The following is an 18,150-nucleotide window of genomic DNA, read 5'->3' as shown; positions in this document are numbered from 1 at the left end:
TCGGAACTCACGGCTTGAGCTTCGGGAGGCCGAGGCGGAACGGGGGGCGGCATGAAGGACACGGAGGGCGCGGATGCGGGCACGGGTGCAGAGCTGACGGCCAGGTTCGCCACGGAGGTCGACTGGACGAAGGTGGTCGACCCCTACATCCCCGGGCCGGACGGGCGGTACGGGCCGGACCTGCTGGAGCGGCTCTGGTCGCCCGACCTGCGAACGGCCGACGACGCCCACGCCGCACTTCACTTCGCGTGTTGCGGCGACGGCGGTTCGGTGCGGCTCGCGGCGCCCGAGGTGCTTCCGTTCCTCGTCGAGGCCGTCCGGGACCCGGCCGTGGCCGTGATGGTGCGTAAGCAGATCCTGGAGACGCTCGCCGTTCTTGCCCGAGCCGGGAACGACGCCCGCACCGCCAGCACCGCCCCCGCCGCCTGGCCTGCCGCCTGGGAGCGAGCGGTCGACGCGCTGCTTCCGCTCCTCGCCGACGACGTGGAAGGCGACGAGGACGTCCGGGCCGGAGTGGCCGCCGTACTCGCACGGGCCACCCACCGGGCGGACGAACTCATCGGCCACTTCCTGGCCCGGTTCGAGAACGAGCCCCACCTGTCGGCGGCGGAGCAACTCGTGCTGGCCGTGGGCGAGCTGGCCCCTCACGCGGTGGAGCGGCGCGAGGGCGCTTTCGTGTGGCTGCGGCAGCGGACGACCGACGCCGGGAAGGGCGAGGAGCCCGACATGGACGACGACATCGACGCGTGGCTCGCCTGGATGGAACAGCACGGGCACGATGTCCGGACGGCCGCGGTCGTCGCGCTGCGCCGCGCCCTTCGACCGCTGTGACGCTGTGACGACCGTCACCCCCGATTCCTCCTGGGTAGTGTCGACCGGATGACCTGCGGCGGGCGTATACCCGGTGAAGCGAAAGATCCGGGAGCAACTGTTGACCGTCGAGGAGTTCGAAGAGTTCTACGCCCAGGCGGTCGCACGTCTCACAGGCCAGCTGTACGTGATGACCGGTGACCTCCAGGAGGCGCAGGACGTCGTGCAGGAAGCGTTCGTCAAGGCGTGGGTCCGGCGCGGCCGGCTGGACCGCGAGGGGCAGCCCGAGGCGTGGATCCGTACGGTCGCCTGGCGGCTGGCGGTGAGCCGTTGGCGCTTCCGGCGGCGTTCGGCGGACGCCTGGAGCCGGGGGAGCGCCGCGCCCGGACACGTGGAACCGCCGGACCCGGGCCATGTGGTCCTGGTCGACGCGCTCAGGGAACTGCCCCCGCAGCAGCGGCGGACGCTGACCCTGCACTACATGTGCGACCTCACGGTCGAGCAGATCGCCGGGGAGACCGGGCTTTCCGGCAGCACCATCAAGACGCATCTGGTTCGTGGACGGGCGGCGCTCGCCCACCGTCTGCGGGACCCCCGCATCGAGGAGGCTCCTGATGTCTGACCTGCGGGATCCGTTGCGGTCCCTGTTCCGGGAAGCCGGTGAGTTCGGGCAGACCCGCTCCGACGCGGACGACGCGTCGAGCATCACGCGACGCGGAATGCGCGCGCAGCGACGCCGGATGGCCGTGGTCGCGGTGGGTGTGTGCCTGGTGGTCGGCGGTGGCGGCGCGGTGGCGGTGGGTCTGCTGCCGGTGCGGCCGAACCCGGTCGCCCCGGCCACGGGCCCGTCGCCCAGCTACCCGTCGCCCGTACCGTCGGACCGGCTGCCGAAGCAGTCGCCGTCCCTGCCGCCGACGCCGAGCACCACGCTGCCGGGGGGAGCGGGGGCCTCGGGGACGGAGGTGCCGGAGGGCCGGTCCACCGGACCGGGCGGAGCGCCCACGAGGACGAGTACGACGAGTACGGGGACGGCAGCGAGTACGACGCAACCGCCGCCGACGTCCACGCCGTCGGCGACGACCGTTGGGGCGACGTCGATGCCCTGATACCGACCGGCGGTGCGGTGCGGGTGCCGCGGTGCCCAACGCTGCCGCTGCCGCTGCCGCTGCCGCTGCCGCCCGCTTCCCGCTCTCCCTCTCACCCCGATCCCTCTATCTCCCTCCCTCCCCCTCCCCCTTCCCTTACGTTCCCGGCGACTTCACCGGGCGATCCCGTACGCCTCGACGTATCCGCTCCGCGAGGCGCGCCCGAAAGGTGCCTGAGTTGTCCACGCTTTCCCCCGGGCTGCGGTCTCCTGCCGACCGCCCCGTACCGCCCGAGCCCCGGGCGTCCGAGCGTCCCGCGCCCCGGATCGCGGCCCCGCCCGAGCCCCGGGCGGGCCGGTTCCGCCGGGCGGCGGCCCGCCTGACCCCTGCCGACCGGGCCGTGCTGTGGCTCTACCTCCTGACCCGAATATCCCTGTGGATCACGGCCCACTTCGCCCGCTGGCTGTTCCCTGCCCGCCCCGGTACGCGGGAGACGGCGCCCGTCCTCGCGCCCTTCCAGCGGTGGGACGCGAACCACTACCTCCACATAGCGCGCGACGGCTACTTCCCCGCCGGTGCGGGTCCGTGGACGAGCGGCTGGGACAACCGGGAGGCGTTCTTCCCCGGCTACCCCTTCCTTCTCCGCGTCGTGCACACGGTGGTGCCCGACTGGACGGCGGCCGGGCTGCTGATCTCGTTCGTCGCCGGGGCGGTGGCCGTACTGGCCCTGGCCCGTATAGCGCGGGCGTACCTGCCGGAGGGCGCGGCGGGCCGCCGTACGAACGCTCTCTTCCTGCTCTCGCCCTGCGCGGTGTTCCTGGCCGTCGGCTACACGGAGGCACTGTTCCTCGCGTTCGCCCTGCCCGCCTGGCTCGCCGCTGTGCGGCACCGCTGGGCGCTCGCCGCCGTACTGACGGCGCTGGCGACGACGGTGCGCGTCAGCGGCCTGTTCCTCGCCGCCGCCATCGCGCTGCTCTTCGTGCTGACCGCCCGGGAGAAGCGGGACCGGCGGAGTTGGCGAGCGGCGGGCTGGACGCTGCTTCCGGCGCTGCCCCCGGCCGCGTACAGCTGGTACCTACACGTGTACACCGGTGACTGGATGGCCTGGAAGCACGCGCAGGAACGCGGTTGGTACCGGACGTTCCACACCCCGTGGGAGGCGTGGGCGAACACCTGGAACGGGGCGTTCGGCCACACGCAGACGACCGGCTACGCGCTGATGTTCCAGGCGGAACTCGTGGCGATGCTGGTGGGGCTCGCGCTGGTGGCCGTGCTCCTGTACCGCCGCCGCTGGCCCGAGGCGCTGTACGTGGCCCTCAGCCTCTGGGCCCTGGGCACCTCGTACTGGTACACGTCGATCCCGCGCGCGACGCTGCTGTGGTGGCCGCTGTGGATCGGCCTGGCGGCGCTGAGCCTGCGGCGGCCGTGGTTCAGGACGGCGTACCTGAGCGTGGCCGCACCGGTGACGACGCTCGTCGCGCTGACGTTCCTGACGGGGAGGTGGGCGGGGTGAGTACGTCAGCCTTCGGGATAGAAGACGAAGAGCGTGCAGCCCGACGTCGTCTGCGGGATGTGTGACGAGCCGGCGGGAGCGTGGATGAACGTGCCTGCGGGATAGTCCCGTTGGCCGTCGTTGAAGACGCCGGAGACCACGAAGACCTCCTCCGGCCCCGGTTCGTGGACGTCGATGCCCTCCCAGCACGTGTGCGGATCCATTTCCAGCAACTGGGCCTTCGCGCCGTTCCCGCCGCTCCACAGGGGGCGCAGACGGATGCCGGGGAAGAGTTCCTGCGTCGGCGCGTCGTGTGCGGCGGACCAGACATAGCCGGGCAGCTGTCCGCTCGCCCGCACCGAAGAGTCTTCTGCCGATGTCTTCTGTGCCTGTGCCTGTCCCTCTGCCTGTGCCTCTCGGGGCTTCTGATTCGTCATGGGGCAAGCCTCGTCGACCGCCGACGCCCCGCCCAGTGTCTCGATTGACGTTCTCCGGTACTTTCCTGCCATGCACCGTGTAGCGGCACTCGCCCACGCGCCCCAGTCGACCTTCGAACTCGCCTGTGCCGCCGAGGTGTTCGGCATCGAGCGGCGGGAGCTGGCCACCCGGTACAGCTTCGGCGTCTGCACCGAGAACCCGGGCCCCGTCGCCACGCGCGCCGGATACGACATGCTCGTCACCGAGAGCCTCGACGCCCTGGACCGGGCGGACACCGTGATCGTCCCCGGCTGGCTGCCCACCGACGAACCCCCGTCGCCCGCCGTCGTACGGGCCCTGCGCCGCGCGCACGGGCGCGGCGCACGCGTGGTCAGCATCTGCTCCGGAGCCTTCGCCCTGGCACACGCCGGTCTGCTGGACGGCCGCTCGGCGACCACGCATTGGGCGCTCGCGGACGAGTTCGCCGCGCGTTTCCCGGCCGTCCGCCTCGATCCGGACGTGCTGTACGTGGACCACGGCGACGTCGCCACGAGTGCGGGCGCCGGGGCCGCGATCGATCTGTGCCTGCACCTCGTACGGGCCGATCAGGGCGCCGAGTACGCCGCTCACGTCTCCCGGAACATGGTGATGCCGCCGCACCGCGAAGGCGGTCAGTTGCAGTACGCCGCACCGCCCCATCCCTCCCAGATCGACGGCTCGCTCGCGCCGCTCGTCGAGTGGGCGACGGGCCGCCTCGACGAACCGCTGACCGTCGAGGACCTGGCCGCGCACGCCGGTTGCTCCGCTCGGACCCTGGCCCGTCGCTTCACCGAGCAGCTCGGCACCAGCCCGGGACGGTGGCTGCTCGCACAGCGGGTCATCGCGGCCCGGGAGCTGTTGGAATCCTCCGAACTCCCGGTGGACACTGTTGCCCGCCGCGTCGGGCTCTCCTCGGCCACCAACCTCCGCAGGCGCTTCCTCGACGCCCTGGGCACGACGCCGGGCGCCTACCGCCGGACGTTCCGGGCCGGGCCGAGCTGACAGTCCCCGGAGGCGAACGCCTCCCAACTGGGGGAGCCTTGCTCCTTGAACGTCTGGCCACGCTCGATCTTGGCGAGCAGGCTGATGCCGCTCTTGTGGACCCGGTTGAAATCAGCGAGGTAGTCGGCCCGTGCGAGGACCTCGCCGGCACCGCCGCGGAAGCACTCAAACATCAGGGATGTCCGCCTTCGCTGCGATGAGCATCCTGCGGGGAATGACCACGAGACGCTCATCGGGGCTGATGGAGACTCCGTCCGGCAGGCGCGTTCCCAGGGAGTCGGTGAGATCGCGGCCGATCACAGCGATGTCGCCGTTCTCCAGCTCCCAGATATCCGGGCATTCGGGCCCGGTGCTGGTGGCGCCCAGCTCCAGTGCCGACTTTCCGAGGCGTCTCGTGAAGCCGGTCTCAGGATCAGCTTCCCAGGGTCTGTCCATGCTGCCGCCCTCCCCTCCTGAGTGGGGGTCAACCTACCAGGGGCATCGCGGTCAATCCCGGTGTCAAGTACGCTATTTGGCCTGTTCGGGTGAGCCTGTGGGGCGCCGGCGTTCTGTCGGGGGACGGATGTTCACTCCGGTGCTTGATGGAGCCGGTCCAGCTCCAGACCCGCGGGTGGCGGGAGAGGGCGGGCACCGGGCGTGGCCCGGAACGATTCCAGCAGGTAGCCGACCAGTCGGCGGGACGCGGCGGCGGACTCCGGGCCCGCGCCGTTCGCCACGCCGCTGTTGGCCAGCAGCACCAGCACCACGTCGGAGGGGTCGAAGTCCGGGCGCAGCGCCCCTGCCGCCTTCGCCCGCCGCACCAGCAGCGCGAGCCCTTCCTCCGCTCGGTCGCGTTCTCCGGCGTAGGCCGTCTCGCCCGGGAAGCGGGACAGGAAGGCGTGGGTGAAGCCCCGGTCGGCGGCCTGCATCGCGCAGATCTTCCGGAACACCGTGCAGAAGCCGCGCCAGGAGTCCGGGTCCTCCAGCGCCTCGTCCAGAACGCCCGCGCACTCGGCGAGCTGCTCGGAGAACGCTTCGGTGATCAGCGAGGCCCGGGTGGGGAAGCGCCGGTAGAGGGTGGCGACACCGACCCCTGCCCGTCGTGCGATGGCGCTGATCGGCACGTCGATGCCGTGCCGTGCGTATGCCTCGCGGGCGGCCCGCAGGATGCGCTCCCGGTTCTCCCGCGCGTCCGCCCGGAGGGCGTCGGTGGCGGGGCCCGATCCGGTCGGTGGAGGGTTGTGAGAAGGCTGAGCCAGCATGTCTCTCACTTTACGGTAAATGGAGGGGGCCTTCCGCTTAGTCGCCTACCGTGGACGTGAGGAACGAGAACAGGACGTACCTCCTCTCGACGGACCAGAACAGGACCCACCATCGTGAACGACATGCGCGCGGCGCTCTACGACCGCTACGGACCGCCCGAGGTCCTCTACGAGGGCCGGGTTCCCGTGCCGGTCCGCAAGCCCGGCGAGGTACTCGTGAGAGTTCACGCGGCGAGCGTCAACGGCGGCGAGCTGTACGGCCGCGCCGGGAAGGTCCGCCTGGTCACCGGCCGCCGCTTCCCGCAGCGGACCGGCCTCGACTTCGTGGGCGAGGTCGCCGAGGTGGACCCGACCGTCACCGGACTGCGGGCGGGCGACCGGGTGTGGGGCCTCCTGGGACGCACCTTCGGCAGCGCGGCCGAGTACGTCTCGGTCCGCCCGCGCCGGATCGCGTACGCCCCCGGGAACATCACTCCCACCGAGGCCGTCTCGCTGCTCGCCGGCGGTACCACTTCCCTCACCGCCCTGCGCGACAAGGCCGGTCTCCGGGCGGGCGAACGCCTCCTCGTGCGCGGGGCGTCCGGCGGTGTCGGCAGCGTCGCCGTCCAGCTCGGCAAGGCCCTCGGCGCACACGTCACCGGTCTCGCGAGCGCGAAGAACCTCGACTTCGTCCGTGACCTGGGCGCGGACGAGGCCCTGGACCACCGGGCGACGCCCCTGTCCGACCTGGACCGCTACGACGTCATCCTGGACACGGTCGGAACGGAGCACCGGGCGCTGCGGCAGCGATTGACCGCCGGCGGCCGGCTCGTCTCCATCGCGTTCGACATCGACCATCCGGTCCGGAGCGTCGGCTACCTGCTGGGCTCGGCCGTGCACGGCCGTCGGCGCGTCCGATTCTTCAGCGGAAACCCGAAACACGACCTGCTCGCCGAGGTGACCGCGTACGTGGAACGCGAGGACCTGCGCCCCGTCGTCGACACGGTCCGTCCGCTGGCGGAGATCGCCGCCGCCCACCGCGCCCTGGAGGCGGGCGGGGTGCGGGGCAAGCACGTGATTCACCTGGTGTGACTGGTGTGACACGGAGCTCGGCGTACGGGTGCCGGCTGCGCGCGGGGGCCGTACGGGCCGTCAGATGACGCGCGGGATCGTCTCGTCGCGCTCGGTCGACCAGTTGGTGACGATCGGCTTGTCCACGGTGGGCGCGTCGGGGAGCTCGACCTGGGCGGGGTCGGGGTCCTCCTCGGTGGTGGCGATGATGACGTGCTCGAACTGCTTCCCGCCCTCGCCCTCCGTGGTCTTGACGTTGATACCGGCGTACGCGACGGAGGAACCGGAGAGCTTGATCGGGTCCTCGCCGCCCTGCCCGACGGGCGAAGCGACGCCGTCGGCGCCGGATCCGAAGGAGACGCTGGGCGTGTTGACGTCCAGGTAGCAGGTGATGCCGGACTTGGCCTTGGCGGTGATCCGATAGTGGCTGATCGGCTGGGCTTCCCACGTCACCGTGAAGTCGAGGTCGTTGGTGCCGCAGGACTGGCCGTAGCCGCTCTTGTCGCCGGTGCCGGACTCGCCCTGGTCGCCGCTGCCACCACCGGACTTGGAGCCGCTCGCCGACGTGCTCCCGCCGGTGGCGCTGTCACCGGCAGGGGCTTCGCCCTTCCCGTCCTCGGCGGCGGAGGAGGAAGCGGCGGTGGGGGCGGCCGCCCCGTTCTCCGCGGGGTCCTCGGGGCCGCAGGCGGTGGTGGCGGCGAGGGCTGTCACGGCTGCTGCGGCCAGGACGAGACGGGTGGAACGGGCGGCGAGACGCGAGCGCATCATGATCTCCAGCGGGTGGTCGGGTGCGGTGCTTCCTGCTGACAACCACGACGTTAGGGCCGGCCCGTCCTCGAAATGATCCTGCGCATGTCCAGGTTCTGTCTCAGCAATTCGGTTCCATGGGAGAGCTAATTCATTGCGCCAAATACCGGGTCGCGGGGCTTGTTCGGGACCCGGGGACAGGGAAAGGGGCGATAGGACGAGGGCGGTCCCCCGCGCGGGGGATGCGGTTCGCTCTGACGGTTGATGCCGCACCGTTCCGCCGGTGCGATGTTCGGTTCATGAAGGACGGGACTGGAGCTGGGGCAGGGGCAGGGGCAGGGGCCGGGACTGGGGCCGGGTCAGGGAACGGGACAGGGGCCGGAACCGGGACGCGGGCGCTTCGGCGAGCGTGGTGGCGGCGGTGGCGCAGCCGGGTGGACCGGGCCACGACCGTATGGGCGGTGGCGTACACGGGCTTCGGCCTGGTGTGCGCGCTGAGTGGAACACCGTTGTTCCACATGGGCGGCGCCCCGGCCTCCCCGGTGCTGAGCTGGGCGGTCGTGGGGGTGGGGGTGTCGGCCGCTGCGGCATCCGGCGCGGTGACGCGGTACGGGCGGCTGCCGGCCGTGCGCGTACTGCTCTGGATTGCCTGCGTACTGGCCGGGTTCGCCGCGTTCGGCCTGCTGATGGACGTCGTCACGCTGATGTTCGGCCAGGGGGTGGACAGCGCGCCGACCGCCGCGAACCACGCCCTGGCGGCGATCGGGTGTCTGCTGCTGGCGACCACGGCCCGGGTTGCCCGCGGCCCGGGCGCCGCGACCGTCGCGGCCGCTCCACCGGCCCCGTCCGCCGCCACCCGATCGGTGCAACTCGCCGCCTGTGCGGGCACGGTGGCCTTTCTGCCGTACGTGGCGATGAAGGTCGTATGGGTGTCCGGCGGCACCTTCGCCGGGGTCTCCGGCGAGCAGATGCTCGCGGTCTCCGAGCGCAACGGAGCGTCGGGGATCTGGCTCACCCTGGAGTCCTGGGGCCTGGACGGCACCGTGCTGCTGGCCGCGCTCGGCGTCTTCCTGCTGTGGGGTCTGGTCCGGCCGTGGGGCCAGGTCTACCCGCGCTGGACGCCGTGGCTGCGCGGCAGGCGCGTCCCCCGCGGGTTCCCGCTCGTCCCGGCCCTGGTCGGCGCCGCCACCCTGGCCCCGTACGGGGTGCTCGGGGCCGGCTACCTGGCCCTGGCCACGGCCGGCGTGGTCACGATGGGACCGGGGGACTTCCCCTCGACCGGCGATGCGCTGCTGGTCGGTTGGATCGGCATGGTCGCCTTCGGCGTCTACGGATTCGCGCTGATCGCCGCCATCCGCTCGTACTGGATCCGCACCCGCCCCGTCCCTGCGGCGTGACCGGTTCCGAGGGGGCATGAGGTAGGTTCACCGGTCCGGTCGGGCCTTTCCATCGCCCGGCCCGCCCGTGGCCGGGCCGGGTACGGCTGCGATCGGGCGGTGGGTGTGCGGAACCGGAGGGGGCGGAACATGGCCGGCACGGTGGGTATCGGACGACGCGGGGTGCTCGCGGCCGGCGCGCTGGCGGCGGTCGCGGCGTGTGCACCGGCTCCGCGAAAGGCGGACAGCGAGAAGGGCCGTAAGAAGGAGGACAGCGGTCAGGGCGGTGAGAAGGACAAGGTGCGCACGGATCCTGTGCCGTTGGAGCGTCGTTTCACTCTGCTCGGCCCGCTGTCCGACGTGCACTGGCTCGGTATCTCGTTGGGCGAGGATTCGAGGATGTCCGCGCCGGGGCCCATCGATGTCCGTGTGGTGGGGGTGGCGCGACTGGAAGCGGGCACCGGTGCTGCCGTCGTCGCGGTGCCGCAGCGGGACTTCCGGCCCGGGCAGCCGGCCCGGGTGCCCAAGAAGCTCGCCGCCTTCCTGCCCGAGGGGGCGGCATGGGTCCGGAGCGAAGCCTTCAACCAGGAAGTGACGGGCGGCAGGTACACCGGCGAGTTCTATGTCGACGCCGGCGCGGACCGCGTCTACTTCGACACGGTCGATCCGAGCGTCGCGGCCAGTACCGGGCCGTGACGGACCGGTGCGGCTTCGCCGCCGGACGGGCGCACATCGTTCGTCTCGGGCCGCACCGGCACGGCCGCACGACGCGGGCGACGGCTCCGAGGAAGCGTGCGCACGGGACGGACCGCCCGACCGCCGCCGCCCTGTGAGCCGGATCACGGGCCTCCGTGGCGCGGAGCGGGCTGCGAACGGTGGTTAGGATGGTTGGGCTCGGCCCCGTGGTCGAGGTGGTCAGACCCGGCCGTCCGGTGTCTGGTCCGAGGCTTGAAACCTCCGGCGCTCGTTAGACAGAACCCCGGAGGTTTTTTCGTGTCTGTCCTCCTGCCGTCCCAGCCCACCGCCCCCGATCCCCGCCGATGGTGGGCGCTCGCGGTGATCGCCCTGACGCAGCTGGTCGTCGTGCTCGACGCGACGATCGTCAACGTGGCCCTGCCCCAGGCCCAGCTCGAACTGGAGCTGAGCGACACCGAGCGGCAGTGGGTCATCACCGCCTACGTCCTGGCGTTCGGCGCGCTGCTGCTGCTCGGCGGACGCGTCGCCGACTACTGGGGGCGCAAGCGCAGCTACATGGTGGGGATGCTCGGGTTCGGCGGCGCCTCCGTGTGGGGCGGTCTCGCGCAGAGCGGGACCGAGCTGATCGCGGCGCGCGGCCTGCAGGGCGTCTTCGCGGCACTGCTGGCGCCTGCGGCACTCGCGCTGCTGACGGTCACGTTCCCGGCCGGGCGCGAGCGCGGAACGGCGTTCGCGGTCTTCGGCACCGTCGCCGGCACCGGCGCCGCGGTGGGCCTTGCGCTCGGCGGCGTCCTGACCGAGTTCGCCGACTGGCGGTGGTGCCTGCTGGTCAACATCGTCTTCGCCGTCGTCGGCCTGGTCGGCGCGCTGCTGTTCGTCTCCGAGAGCCGGGTCGAGGGCGACAACCGCTACGACATCTGGGGCACCCTGACCGTCACCCTCGGCCTGGCCGCCCTGGTCTACGGGTTCACCCTGGCCGAGTCCGGCTGGACCGAGCCGGACACCATCGGCTTCCTCGCCGCCGGCCTGGTGCTGCTGGCGGTGTTCGTGTGGATCGAGGCCCGCGTCGCGCAGCCGTTGCTGCCGCTGCGGATCGTGCGTGACCGCGCCCGCGCCGGAGCGTTCCTCATCCAGGCGGCCATCGGCGCCGTCTACATCGGGATGACGCTGTACCTGATGTTCCACCTGCAGATCGTGCTCGGGCTCTCCCCCCTGTCGGCCGGACTCGCGAGCCTCGCGATGACCTTCGCGACCATGATCACCGCACCCGTGGCCGCCCGGCTGCTGCCGACCCGGGGGCCGCGTGTCCTGATGACCGGCGGGCCGTTGATCGCTGCGGCCGGGATGCTGTGGCTGACCTTCATCACGGCCGACGGAAGCTACTGGACGGAGGTCTTCGGCGGCCTCGTGGTCGTGGGCATCGGGATCGCGTTCGTGATCATCCCGGTGCAGAACGTCGCTCTCGCAGGAGTGGACCACCACGACGCCGGCGCGGCATCGGCCCTGGTCAACTCCGCCATGCAGATCGGTGGATGCGTGGGCCTGTCGGTGTTCACCACGATCTACCTCGGCGCCGTCGAACGGTCCGCCACGGCCGGCTCCGGCCGGGGAGCCGCCCTCACCGAGGGCTACTCCGCGGTGTTCCTCGCCACCGCCGTCACCCTGGTGGTCGCGGCGGTCGTCGCCGCGACCATGCTCCGTGGCCCACGTCCCGCGGCCACCCCGCAGCAGCTCGCCGAGGTGCCGCTCCACGTCGGCTGATCGCCGCCCGACGTCACCTCACCGCTGCCGCCACCGCAGGGGCCGGGGCCGGGGCACTCCGAGGGCGGCCCCGCTGCCTTCAGCCCGACGTCGTGCGGTCGGTCCCGTCAGGCCGTCGCGACGACCTGGACCCGCTTCCCCAGGCGTCGGCGGCCACGACCAGGCACACGGCGACCAGGACGACGTTCTTGACGACGTACTGCCCTTCCATGGTCGGCGCGGGGGAGTGGGGCTGCCACATCGCGTCGGGGAGGAGGAGAAGGGTCGAGAACACGCCGCCCATGTGGAGGAAGAACGCGACGAGGGTGGGACGCAGCAGGCGGCCGCCGGCGATGAGGCCGATCCCGATGACCGTCTCCAGCGCGGCCAGGGAGAGCAGCAGCACCGTCTCCGGTACGAGGCCCAGGGTCATCTTCGTGGCGGCGTCGACGGCCAGTTGCTCCGCCGGGCTGGCCGAGGGGAACAGCTTCAGGATGCCGAAGCCGAGAAAGACGATCCCGACCGTCGCCCTCAGCAGGACGAGGGCGCGCGTGTTGACGTGGTCGGCCAGCCGCTGAAGGGCTCGTGCGCCGGCTGTCGCCGGAGATCCGTGGCCGAACCCGGGCTTGTGGGGCGGAGGTTCAGGTGCGCTGCTGCCGGGCGGGGGAAGGCTCGGCTCGGCGGTGTGGCTCCTCATGTGCGATCTCCCGCTGTGTCCGTGGGGGTGGGAAAGCGTGCATGGGCGGCCCGCGCGGGTACGTGGGCGCCTGTGGGGCGTTTGCGGGAAGCGTCGGCTCTGGCGCTTCGGCGCACGGGGTGACGGGCCTTTCGCCCGGGCCCTTCCCCCCGGGGTCTGTTGTCGGCCACCGGCGGCGGTCCGGGCGTGCGGCACGCCGACTGCGATGCGGTACGTGGGCGAGGCAGGGGCGGCGCGTGACCACCACCGCCGACTGCCTCTCACTGCTTGGTCTAGACCATACGGATGGGGGTCCGGAGGTCAAGAGGCGTACGGAGAGGCCCCTGCCGAAGGCAACGCATTCGCGCCAAGTTGCATCAGGGCGGCGGGCGTTGGGTGCGTACCCGTGCGACGCCCGACGATCGGCCGCACGGATGATCGGGGCCGGTCGTGCCGACGGGGCCGTCGCCCGGCTCACCGGTCCGGACGGGCTCCGGTCCACCGCTCCGCTGATCAGCCTCGTTCCCCCGGCGCCGGGCCCCGACGGGTTCCGGCGGGCCGCGGGCCGGGCCGTACCCCCGCGGCCGCTTCGGGCCACGCGAGCACTCCGCCGCCGGCCGGACCCGCTACCCGCCGGTGCGCGGGACTTCACCGGTGATTCATCCGGCCGAAAGTAGCCCGGCCGATTCCGGGAGAAAACTCTCATCGCCCGTACCGTGCGGCCGGGCATACGCCGGCAGGCCCCCGGGCGCACCCCGAGAGACCCCCGGACACGCGTCGGGGCTCGGGGTGCGCGTGCCACCCCGAGCCCCGACGGAACCCGTAACCCGTAACCCGGAACCCGCGTGTCCCGTAACCCGGTACGCGTGACCGGCAGGCGGCAATCAGCCGCCCCGCCGCCCCCGGTTCAGCGCTCCAGGCCGCCCCGCGCGATCACCTCCGCGTACCACCGCGCGCTGTCCTTCGCCGTACGGCGCTGGGACGCGAAGTCCACGTGCACGATGCCGAACCGCTTGCTGTAGCCGTACGCCCACTCGAAGTTGTCCAGCAGCGACCACAGGAAGTACCCGCGTACGTCCACCCCGTCCGCGATCGCCCGGTGCACGGCCGCCAGATGGGCGTCCAGGTACGCCACCCGCTCCGGGTCGTGGACCTCGCCCTCCGGGTCCGCGTAGTCGTCGTACGCCGCCCCGTTCTCCGTCACCAGCAGCGGTACGGAGGGGAGTTCGTCCCGGAGGCGGGTCAGCAGTTCGTACAGGCCGTTCGCGTCGACCGGCCAGTCCATCGCGGTGCGCGGGCCCGCCGCCGGGGTGAACGCCACACGCTGTTCCGCGCCCGCCCACGGCGACGGGGACTCCGACGTGCCCGCCGAAACCACGCTGGGGGAGTAGTAGTTGATGCCCAGCGAGTTGATCGGGGCCGACGCCACCTCCAGGTCGCCGTCCCGGACGAACGACCAGTCCGTCACCTCCGCCGTGTCCTCGACCAGGTCCTGCGGCAGCCGGCCGTGGAAGACCGGGTCCAGGAAGATCCGGTTCGCCACCGCGTCGATCCGGCGCACCGCGTCCCGGTCCGCCTCCGTGTCCGTCAGCGGGCGCAGCGCGTGGAGGTTCAGGGTGAGGGAGATCTCGGCGGTGTCCGGCAGGAGGTCGCGCAGGACGCGGGCGCCCGCGCCGTGGGCCAGGTTCAGGTGGTGGGCGGCGCGCAGGGCCGCGAGGTCGCTGGTCCGGCCGGGGGCGTGGACCCCGTTCCCGTACCCGAGGAACGCCGCGCACCAGGGCTCGTTGAGCGTCGTCCAGGTCGGCACCCGGTCGCCCAGCGCCCCGGCCACCAGGCCCGCGTACTCCGCGAACCGGTGCGCCGTGTCCCGCTCGGGCCAGCCGCCCGCGTCCTCCAGCTCCTGCGGCAGGTCCCAGTGGTAGAGCGTGGCGACCGGTCTGATGCCGGCCGCCAGCAGCTCGTCGACCAGGCGGCGGTAGAAGTCCAGGCCGCGCTCCACGGCCGGGCCCCGGCCGGTCGGCTGGACCCGGGGCCAGGAGACGGAGAACCGGTAGTCGGTGACGCCCAGTTCCTTCATCAGGCGTACGTCGTCCGGCATCCGGTGCAGATGGTCGGCGGCGATGTCGCCGGTGTCGCCGTTGCGCACCTTGCCGGGCGTCCGGCTGAAGGTGTCCCAGATCGACGGCGTACGGCCGTCCTCGGTGGCTCCGCCCTCGATCTGATAGGCGGCGGTGGCGGTCCCCCAGCGGAATGCGGTGGGGAAGCGGAGTCCCGCCACGGTCTCGGGGCGGGACTCCGCGGAGGTCGCCGGACGGGCATCGACAGCGGTCATGGGACTGTCACTCCAGAGGTGAGGGAGGAGGGGGGGAAGAGCGGGCAGCGGGAGGGCGCGGGTCAGCCCTTCACCGCGCCCTGCATGATGCCGCCGACGATCTGCCGGCCCAGCAGGCCGAAGACCAGCAGCACGGGCAGCGTGCCGAGCAGCGTGCCGGCCATGATCACCGACTGGTCGTTGACGTAGCCGCCGCCGAGCTGCCGCAGCGCGACCTGCACCGTCGGCTCCTGCGAGGACAGCGCGATGATCGGCCAGAAGAAGTCGTTCCACGCCGTCATGAACGTGAGCATCCCGAGCACGGCCATCCCCGGCCGCGCGATCGGGATCACGATCGACCAGAAGATGCGCGCGGTGGAGGCCCCGTCCACCCGGGCCGCCTCGATCAGCTCGTCCGGCAGCGACTGCACCAGGTACTGGCGCATGAAGAACACCCCGAACGCCGAGACCAGACCCGGCAGGATCACCGCCTGGAGCTGGTTCACCCACTGGAGTTCGGCGATCAGCATGAAGAGCGGGATCACGCCGAGCTGCGGCGGGATCATCATCGTCCCGATCGTCAGCGTCAGCAGCGCGCCCCGGCCCCGGAACTTCAGCTTGGCGAAGGCGAATCCGGCCAGCGTGCAGCACAGGACCGTGCCGAGCGTGATCGAACCGGACACGATCAGCGAGTTCAGCAGCGCCTTGCCGATGTCGGCCTCTTCGAGGACCGCGTCGAAGTTCTTGATCAGGTTCGGTCCCGGCAGCAGACTCGGCGGCACCTGCGCCAGGTCCGCGTTGGACCGGCTGGCCGCGACGATCGTCCAGTAGAACGGGAACGCGGAGATCAGCAGCGCGAAGCCGAGGATGAGGTAGGAGAGCCAGCCGCCCTTCATCGTCTGCCCCGCCCCGCCGCCGCCCTTGCGGAACCGGGAGCGCTTCTCGGGCGGGTCCTGCGGCGGGCGGCCCTTTCCGGGCGCGGTCGGCGGTGCGGCGAGCGCGGTCATCGGCCGGCCTCCTTGCGTGCGCGGCGGCGCACGAGCAGGGCGTTGGCCCCGACGAGCACCACGATCAGGACGAACATCACCCAGGCGATGGCCGCGGCCCGGCCCAGGTGGAAGAAGCCCCAGCCCTGCTCGTACATGTACAGGCCGAGGGTCTGGTACTGGTGCGAGATGCCGCCGGAGATCGACCCCTCGAACAGCAGCGGCTCGCCGAAGAGCTGGGTCGCGCCGATCGTGGAGATGATGACGGTGAAGACGATCGTGGGGCGCAGGCCGGGCAGCGTCACGTGGATGAACTGCCGCCAGCGCGACGCCCCGTCCATCTCCGCCGCCTCGTACAGCTCGTGCGGGATCGACTGCATGCCCGCCAGGTAGATCAGTGCGTTGTAGCCGGTCCACCGCCAGATCACGATCGACGACACCGCGATCTGCGAGGCGACCGTGCCGGTCTGCCAGTCCACCGGGTCGAAGCCGACCAGCCCGATCACATAGTTGATCAGCCCGAAGTCGCGGCCGAAGAGCTGCGCGAAGACGAGCGTGGCCGCCGCCACCGAGGTCGCGTACGGGAGCAGGATCGCCGTCCGGATGAAGGTCCGGCCGCGCAGCTTGTAGTTGAGCAGGTGGGCGAGGCCGAGTGCCATCGCGAGCTGCGGGACCGTGGACAGCACGCCGATCGTGAACGTGTTGCGCAGCGAGATCCAGAAGTACTCGTCGGTGAACAGCGCCGTGTAGTTGGCGATGCCCCGCCACTCCATCTCGCCGCTCGTCTGGAGCTCGACCCGGTAGAGGGAGACGAACGCCGTGTAGAGGAGCGGGAAGAGCCCGAAGGCCAGGAACAGGGTGAAGAAGGGGGCGATATAGGCGTACGGGGAGGCCTTGCGCCAGGTGCGCCGGAGGGCTGTGGCCCGGCCGTCGTCGGGGCCGGGCCCGGTTCCGGACGGGCGGGGCCCGGCCTTCGCGGTGGCGGTGAGGGACACGGTGCGGCCCTTCGGGATCGGGAGCGGGCGGGGAGGGGTACGGGGGTGGGGCCGGTCCGTCCGCCGCGGGCGGGTGGACCGGCCCCTGACCGGCGGGGTGCGGCGGTGGGGCGGTGAGCGGCGTCAGCCGATCACGTTGTCCACGCCCTTCTTCGCCGTCTGCCACGCCTTGTCCGACGACGTCCCCTTGCGCTCGACCTCGCTCAGCGCGTTCGTGATCTGCTGCATCACGTTCTGGTCGTGCACACCCAGCACCTGGACCGGGGACTCCTTGGCGGCCTCACCGAAGATCCGGCCGATCGGGGCGCCCGAGAAGTACTCGTCCTTCGCGTCGGCGATCGTCTCGATGGCGCCCGTCGAGGACGGGAAGTTGCCCTGCTTCTGGAAGACCTTCGCCTGCTGCTCGGGGGCGGTCAGCCACTCGATCAGCTTGTACGCCTCCTCCTTGTGCTTGGCCGCACGCGGGATGGAGAGGTACGAGCCGCCCCAGTTGCCCGCGCCGCCGGGGAGCTCGGCGATGTCCCACTTGCCCTTGCCCGCGTCGCCGGCCTGGCCCTTGACGTAGCCGAGCATCCAGGCCGGGCACGGGATCGTCGCGAACGAACCGGCCGCGAACGCCTGGTTCCACTGCGGGGACCACTGGTCGAGCTTGGCGCTCAGGCCCGCCTCGGCCGCCTCCACGGAGGTGTCCCAGGCTTCCTTGACCGCCGGGTTCTTCTCGTAGATCAGCTCGCCGGAGGCGTCGTAGTACCGCTCCTTCTCCTGGCCGATCATGATCCCGTAGAGCGAGCCGACGCTGTCCAGCCAGGCGCTCTTGGTGGGGGCCTTCTTCTTGTACTGCTTGCCCAGCTCCAGGTAGCCGTCCCACGTGGCCCACTTCTTCGCGAGCTCCTCGCGGTCCGTGGGCAGCCCGGCCTGCTCGAAGAGGTCGGTGCGGTAGCACATCGCCTCCGGGCCGACGTCCGTGCCGAGGCCGAGGATCTTGCCGTCCCCGGTGGTCGCCGCCGACCACTTGGCCTCGGCGAACTCGCCCTTGAGCTTGTCGGCCCCGAACTCCTTCAGGTCCTGGAACTTGTCGGCCTGCTGCTGGGTGACCGAGGCGATACGGCCCACCTCGACGCCCTGCACGTCCGCGAGACCGCCGCCGCCCGCGAGCCGGGTCTGGAGCGACTTCCAGTAGTCCGCCTCGTCCTGGGTGTCGCTCTGCTTGATCGTCACGTCCGGGTTGAGCTTCTGGTACTCCTCGTACAGCCCGGCCTCCTTGAAGCCGAAGGAGCCGAAGAGGTCGACGTTGAGCGTGACCTTTCCGCCCGCGCTGTCGGAGGAGTCCGACGAGTCGCCGGACCCACAGGCGGCGAGGAGGGCCCCGGCGAGGACGACCGCGCCGAGGCGGACGGTGGCTCTCTTGGCGGCTCGGGCGATGGGCATGGGAAGCCTCCCTTGGCTTCGGGATGAACCGAGCGCCTTGAGAGCGCTCTCAAAACCTG

At 71.7% G+C, this 18,150-nt stretch carries 19 protein-coding genes; 9 read left to right on the top strand and 10 right to left on the bottom strand.

Annotated elements, in window-relative coordinates; translation table 11 throughout:
- Positions 1–51: 51 nt before the first annotated feature.
- The 4 genes from IE272_RS27405 (at position 52) to IE272_RS27390 (ending at position 3,408) form a co-directional block, all read left to right on the top strand.
- Positions 52–831, top strand: coding sequence for a hypothetical protein (locus tag IE272_RS27405; protein ID WP_057664936.1), 780 nt, complete (start codon positions 52–54; stop codon positions 829–831).
- 100 nt (positions 832–931) lie between these two features.
- Positions 932–1,432: a SigE family RNA polymerase sigma factor gene (locus tag IE272_RS27400; RefSeq protein WP_190008659.1), complete on the top strand. Its 501-nt coding sequence runs from the start codon at positions 932–934 to the stop codon at positions 1,430–1,432.
- Positions 1,425–1,916 carry a hypothetical protein gene (locus IE272_RS27395; RefSeq protein ID WP_190008502.1) on the top strand — a complete coding sequence of 164 codons (492 nt, stop codon included), beginning with the start codon at positions 1,425–1,427 and terminating at the stop codon, positions 1,914–1,916. Before IE272_RS27400 ends, IE272_RS27395 begins: the two co-directional genes overlap by 8 nt.
- Positions 1,917–2,133: 217 nt before the next feature.
- Positions 2,134–3,408, top strand: a complete 1,275-nt coding sequence (locus IE272_RS27390; RefSeq protein ID WP_190008500.1) for a mannosyltransferase family protein — start codon at positions 2,134–2,136, stop codon at positions 3,406–3,408.
- Between the two features lie 5 nt (positions 3,409–3,413).
- Here IE272_RS27390 and IE272_RS27385 read toward each other — a convergent pair whose 3' ends face one another.
- Positions 3,414–3,746: a cupin domain-containing protein gene (locus IE272_RS27385; RefSeq protein WP_050362538.1), complete on the bottom strand. Its 333-nt coding sequence runs from the start codon at positions 3,744–3,746 to the stop codon at positions 3,414–3,416.
- Between the two features lie 148 nt (positions 3,747–3,894).
- Here IE272_RS27385 and IE272_RS27380 point away from each other — a divergent pair, with 148 nt between their 5' ends.
- Complete coding sequence (locus IE272_RS27380; RefSeq protein ID WP_190008498.1) at positions 3,895–4,845, top strand: GlxA family transcriptional regulator; 951 nt, start codon at positions 3,895–3,897, stop codon at positions 4,843–4,845.
- Here the strand turns inward: IE272_RS27380 and IE272_RS27375 are convergent.
- The 3 genes from IE272_RS27375 to IE272_RS27365 form a co-directional block, all read right to left on the bottom strand.
- On the bottom strand, positions 4,812–5,018 hold the full coding sequence (locus IE272_RS27375) for a hypothetical protein (RefSeq protein WP_050362540.1): 207 nt from the start codon (positions 5,016–5,018) through the stop codon (positions 4,812–4,814). The genes IE272_RS27380 and IE272_RS27375 overlap by 34 nt on opposite strands.
- A complete protein-coding gene (locus IE272_RS27370; protein ID WP_050362541.1) occupies positions 5,011–5,280 on the bottom strand; it encodes a hypothetical protein in 270 nt (89 codons plus the stop codon). Before IE272_RS27370 ends, IE272_RS27375 begins: the two co-directional genes overlap by 8 nt.
- Before the next feature lie 131 nt (positions 5,281–5,411).
- Positions 5,412–6,086 carry a TetR/AcrR family transcriptional regulator gene (locus IE272_RS27365; protein ID WP_190008495.1) on the bottom strand — a complete coding sequence of 225 codons (675 nt, stop codon included), beginning with the start codon at positions 6,084–6,086 and terminating at the stop codon, positions 5,412–5,414.
- 114 nt (positions 6,087–6,200) lie between these two features.
- On the opposite strand from IE272_RS27365, the gene IE272_RS27360 reads away from it, so the two are divergent.
- Entirely contained in the window at positions 6,201–7,157 is a 957-nt protein-coding gene (locus IE272_RS27360; RefSeq protein ID WP_190008493.1) for an NAD(P)-dependent alcohol dehydrogenase, read from the top strand.
- Between the two features lie 60 nt (positions 7,158–7,217).
- Here IE272_RS27360 and IE272_RS27355 read toward each other — a convergent pair whose 3' ends face one another.
- Positions 7,218–7,901: a DUF4232 domain-containing protein gene (locus IE272_RS27355; protein WP_190008657.1), complete on the bottom strand. Its 684-nt coding sequence runs from the start codon at positions 7,899–7,901 to the stop codon at positions 7,218–7,220.
- Positions 7,902–8,344: 443 nt separating this feature from the next.
- Between IE272_RS27355 and IE272_RS27350 the strand changes: the two genes are divergently transcribed.
- The 3 genes from IE272_RS27350 (at position 8,345) to IE272_RS27340 (ending at position 11,716) form a co-directional block, all read left to right on the top strand.
- Positions 8,345–9,280 (top strand): hypothetical protein, encoded by a 936-nt coding sequence (locus IE272_RS27350; protein ID WP_229897750.1) that lies wholly within the window; start codon positions 8,345–8,347, stop codon positions 9,278–9,280.
- Positions 9,281–9,409: 129 nt separating this feature from the next.
- Entirely contained in the window at positions 9,410–9,955 is a 546-nt protein-coding gene (locus tag IE272_RS27345) for a hypothetical protein (protein WP_056701564.1), read from the top strand.
- A gap of 297 nt (positions 9,956–10,252) precedes the next feature.
- Positions 10,253–11,716 (top strand): MFS transporter, encoded by a 1,464-nt coding sequence (locus IE272_RS27340; protein ID WP_229897748.1) that lies wholly within the window; start codon positions 10,253–10,255, stop codon positions 11,714–11,716.
- A 79-nt stretch (positions 11,717–11,795) separates the two neighbouring features.
- Here the strand turns inward: IE272_RS27340 and IE272_RS27335 are convergent, their stop codons facing one another.
- The 5 genes from IE272_RS27335 to IE272_RS27315 form a co-directional block, all read right to left on the bottom strand.
- Complete coding sequence (locus IE272_RS27335; protein WP_057664944.1) at positions 11,796–12,392, bottom strand: DoxX family protein; 597 nt, start codon at positions 12,390–12,392, stop codon at positions 11,796–11,798.
- 886 nt (positions 12,393–13,278) lie between these two features.
- Complete coding sequence (locus tag IE272_RS27330; RefSeq protein ID WP_190008489.1) at positions 13,279–14,703, bottom strand: GH1 family beta-glucosidase; 1,425 nt, start codon at positions 14,701–14,703, stop codon at positions 13,279–13,281.
- Positions 14,704–14,765: 62 nt separating this feature from the next.
- Complete coding sequence (locus IE272_RS27325; protein ID WP_056701560.1) at positions 14,766–15,689, bottom strand: carbohydrate ABC transporter permease; 924 nt, start codon at positions 15,687–15,689, stop codon at positions 14,766–14,768.
- Positions 15,686–16,663 (bottom strand): carbohydrate ABC transporter permease, encoded by a 978-nt coding sequence (locus IE272_RS27320; RefSeq protein WP_050362549.1) that lies wholly within the window; start codon positions 16,661–16,663, stop codon positions 15,686–15,688. Before IE272_RS27320 ends, IE272_RS27325 begins: the two co-directional genes overlap by 4 nt.
- Before the next feature lie 123 nt (positions 16,664–16,786).
- Positions 16,787–18,091: an ABC transporter substrate-binding protein gene (locus tag IE272_RS27315; RefSeq protein WP_050362550.1), complete on the bottom strand. Its 1,305-nt coding sequence runs from the start codon at positions 18,089–18,091 to the stop codon at positions 16,787–16,789.
- Positions 18,092–18,150: the final 59 nt, after the last annotated feature.

Origin of the sequence: Streptomyces anulatus (genome assembly GCF_014650675.1) — a bacterium.
Taxonomy (GTDB): Bacteria; Actinomycetota; Actinomycetes; order Streptomycetales; family Streptomycetaceae; genus Streptomyces; species Streptomyces anulatus.
Note: the sequence above shows the minus strand (reverse complement) of the source record. Positions and strands in the feature narration are given on the sequence as shown.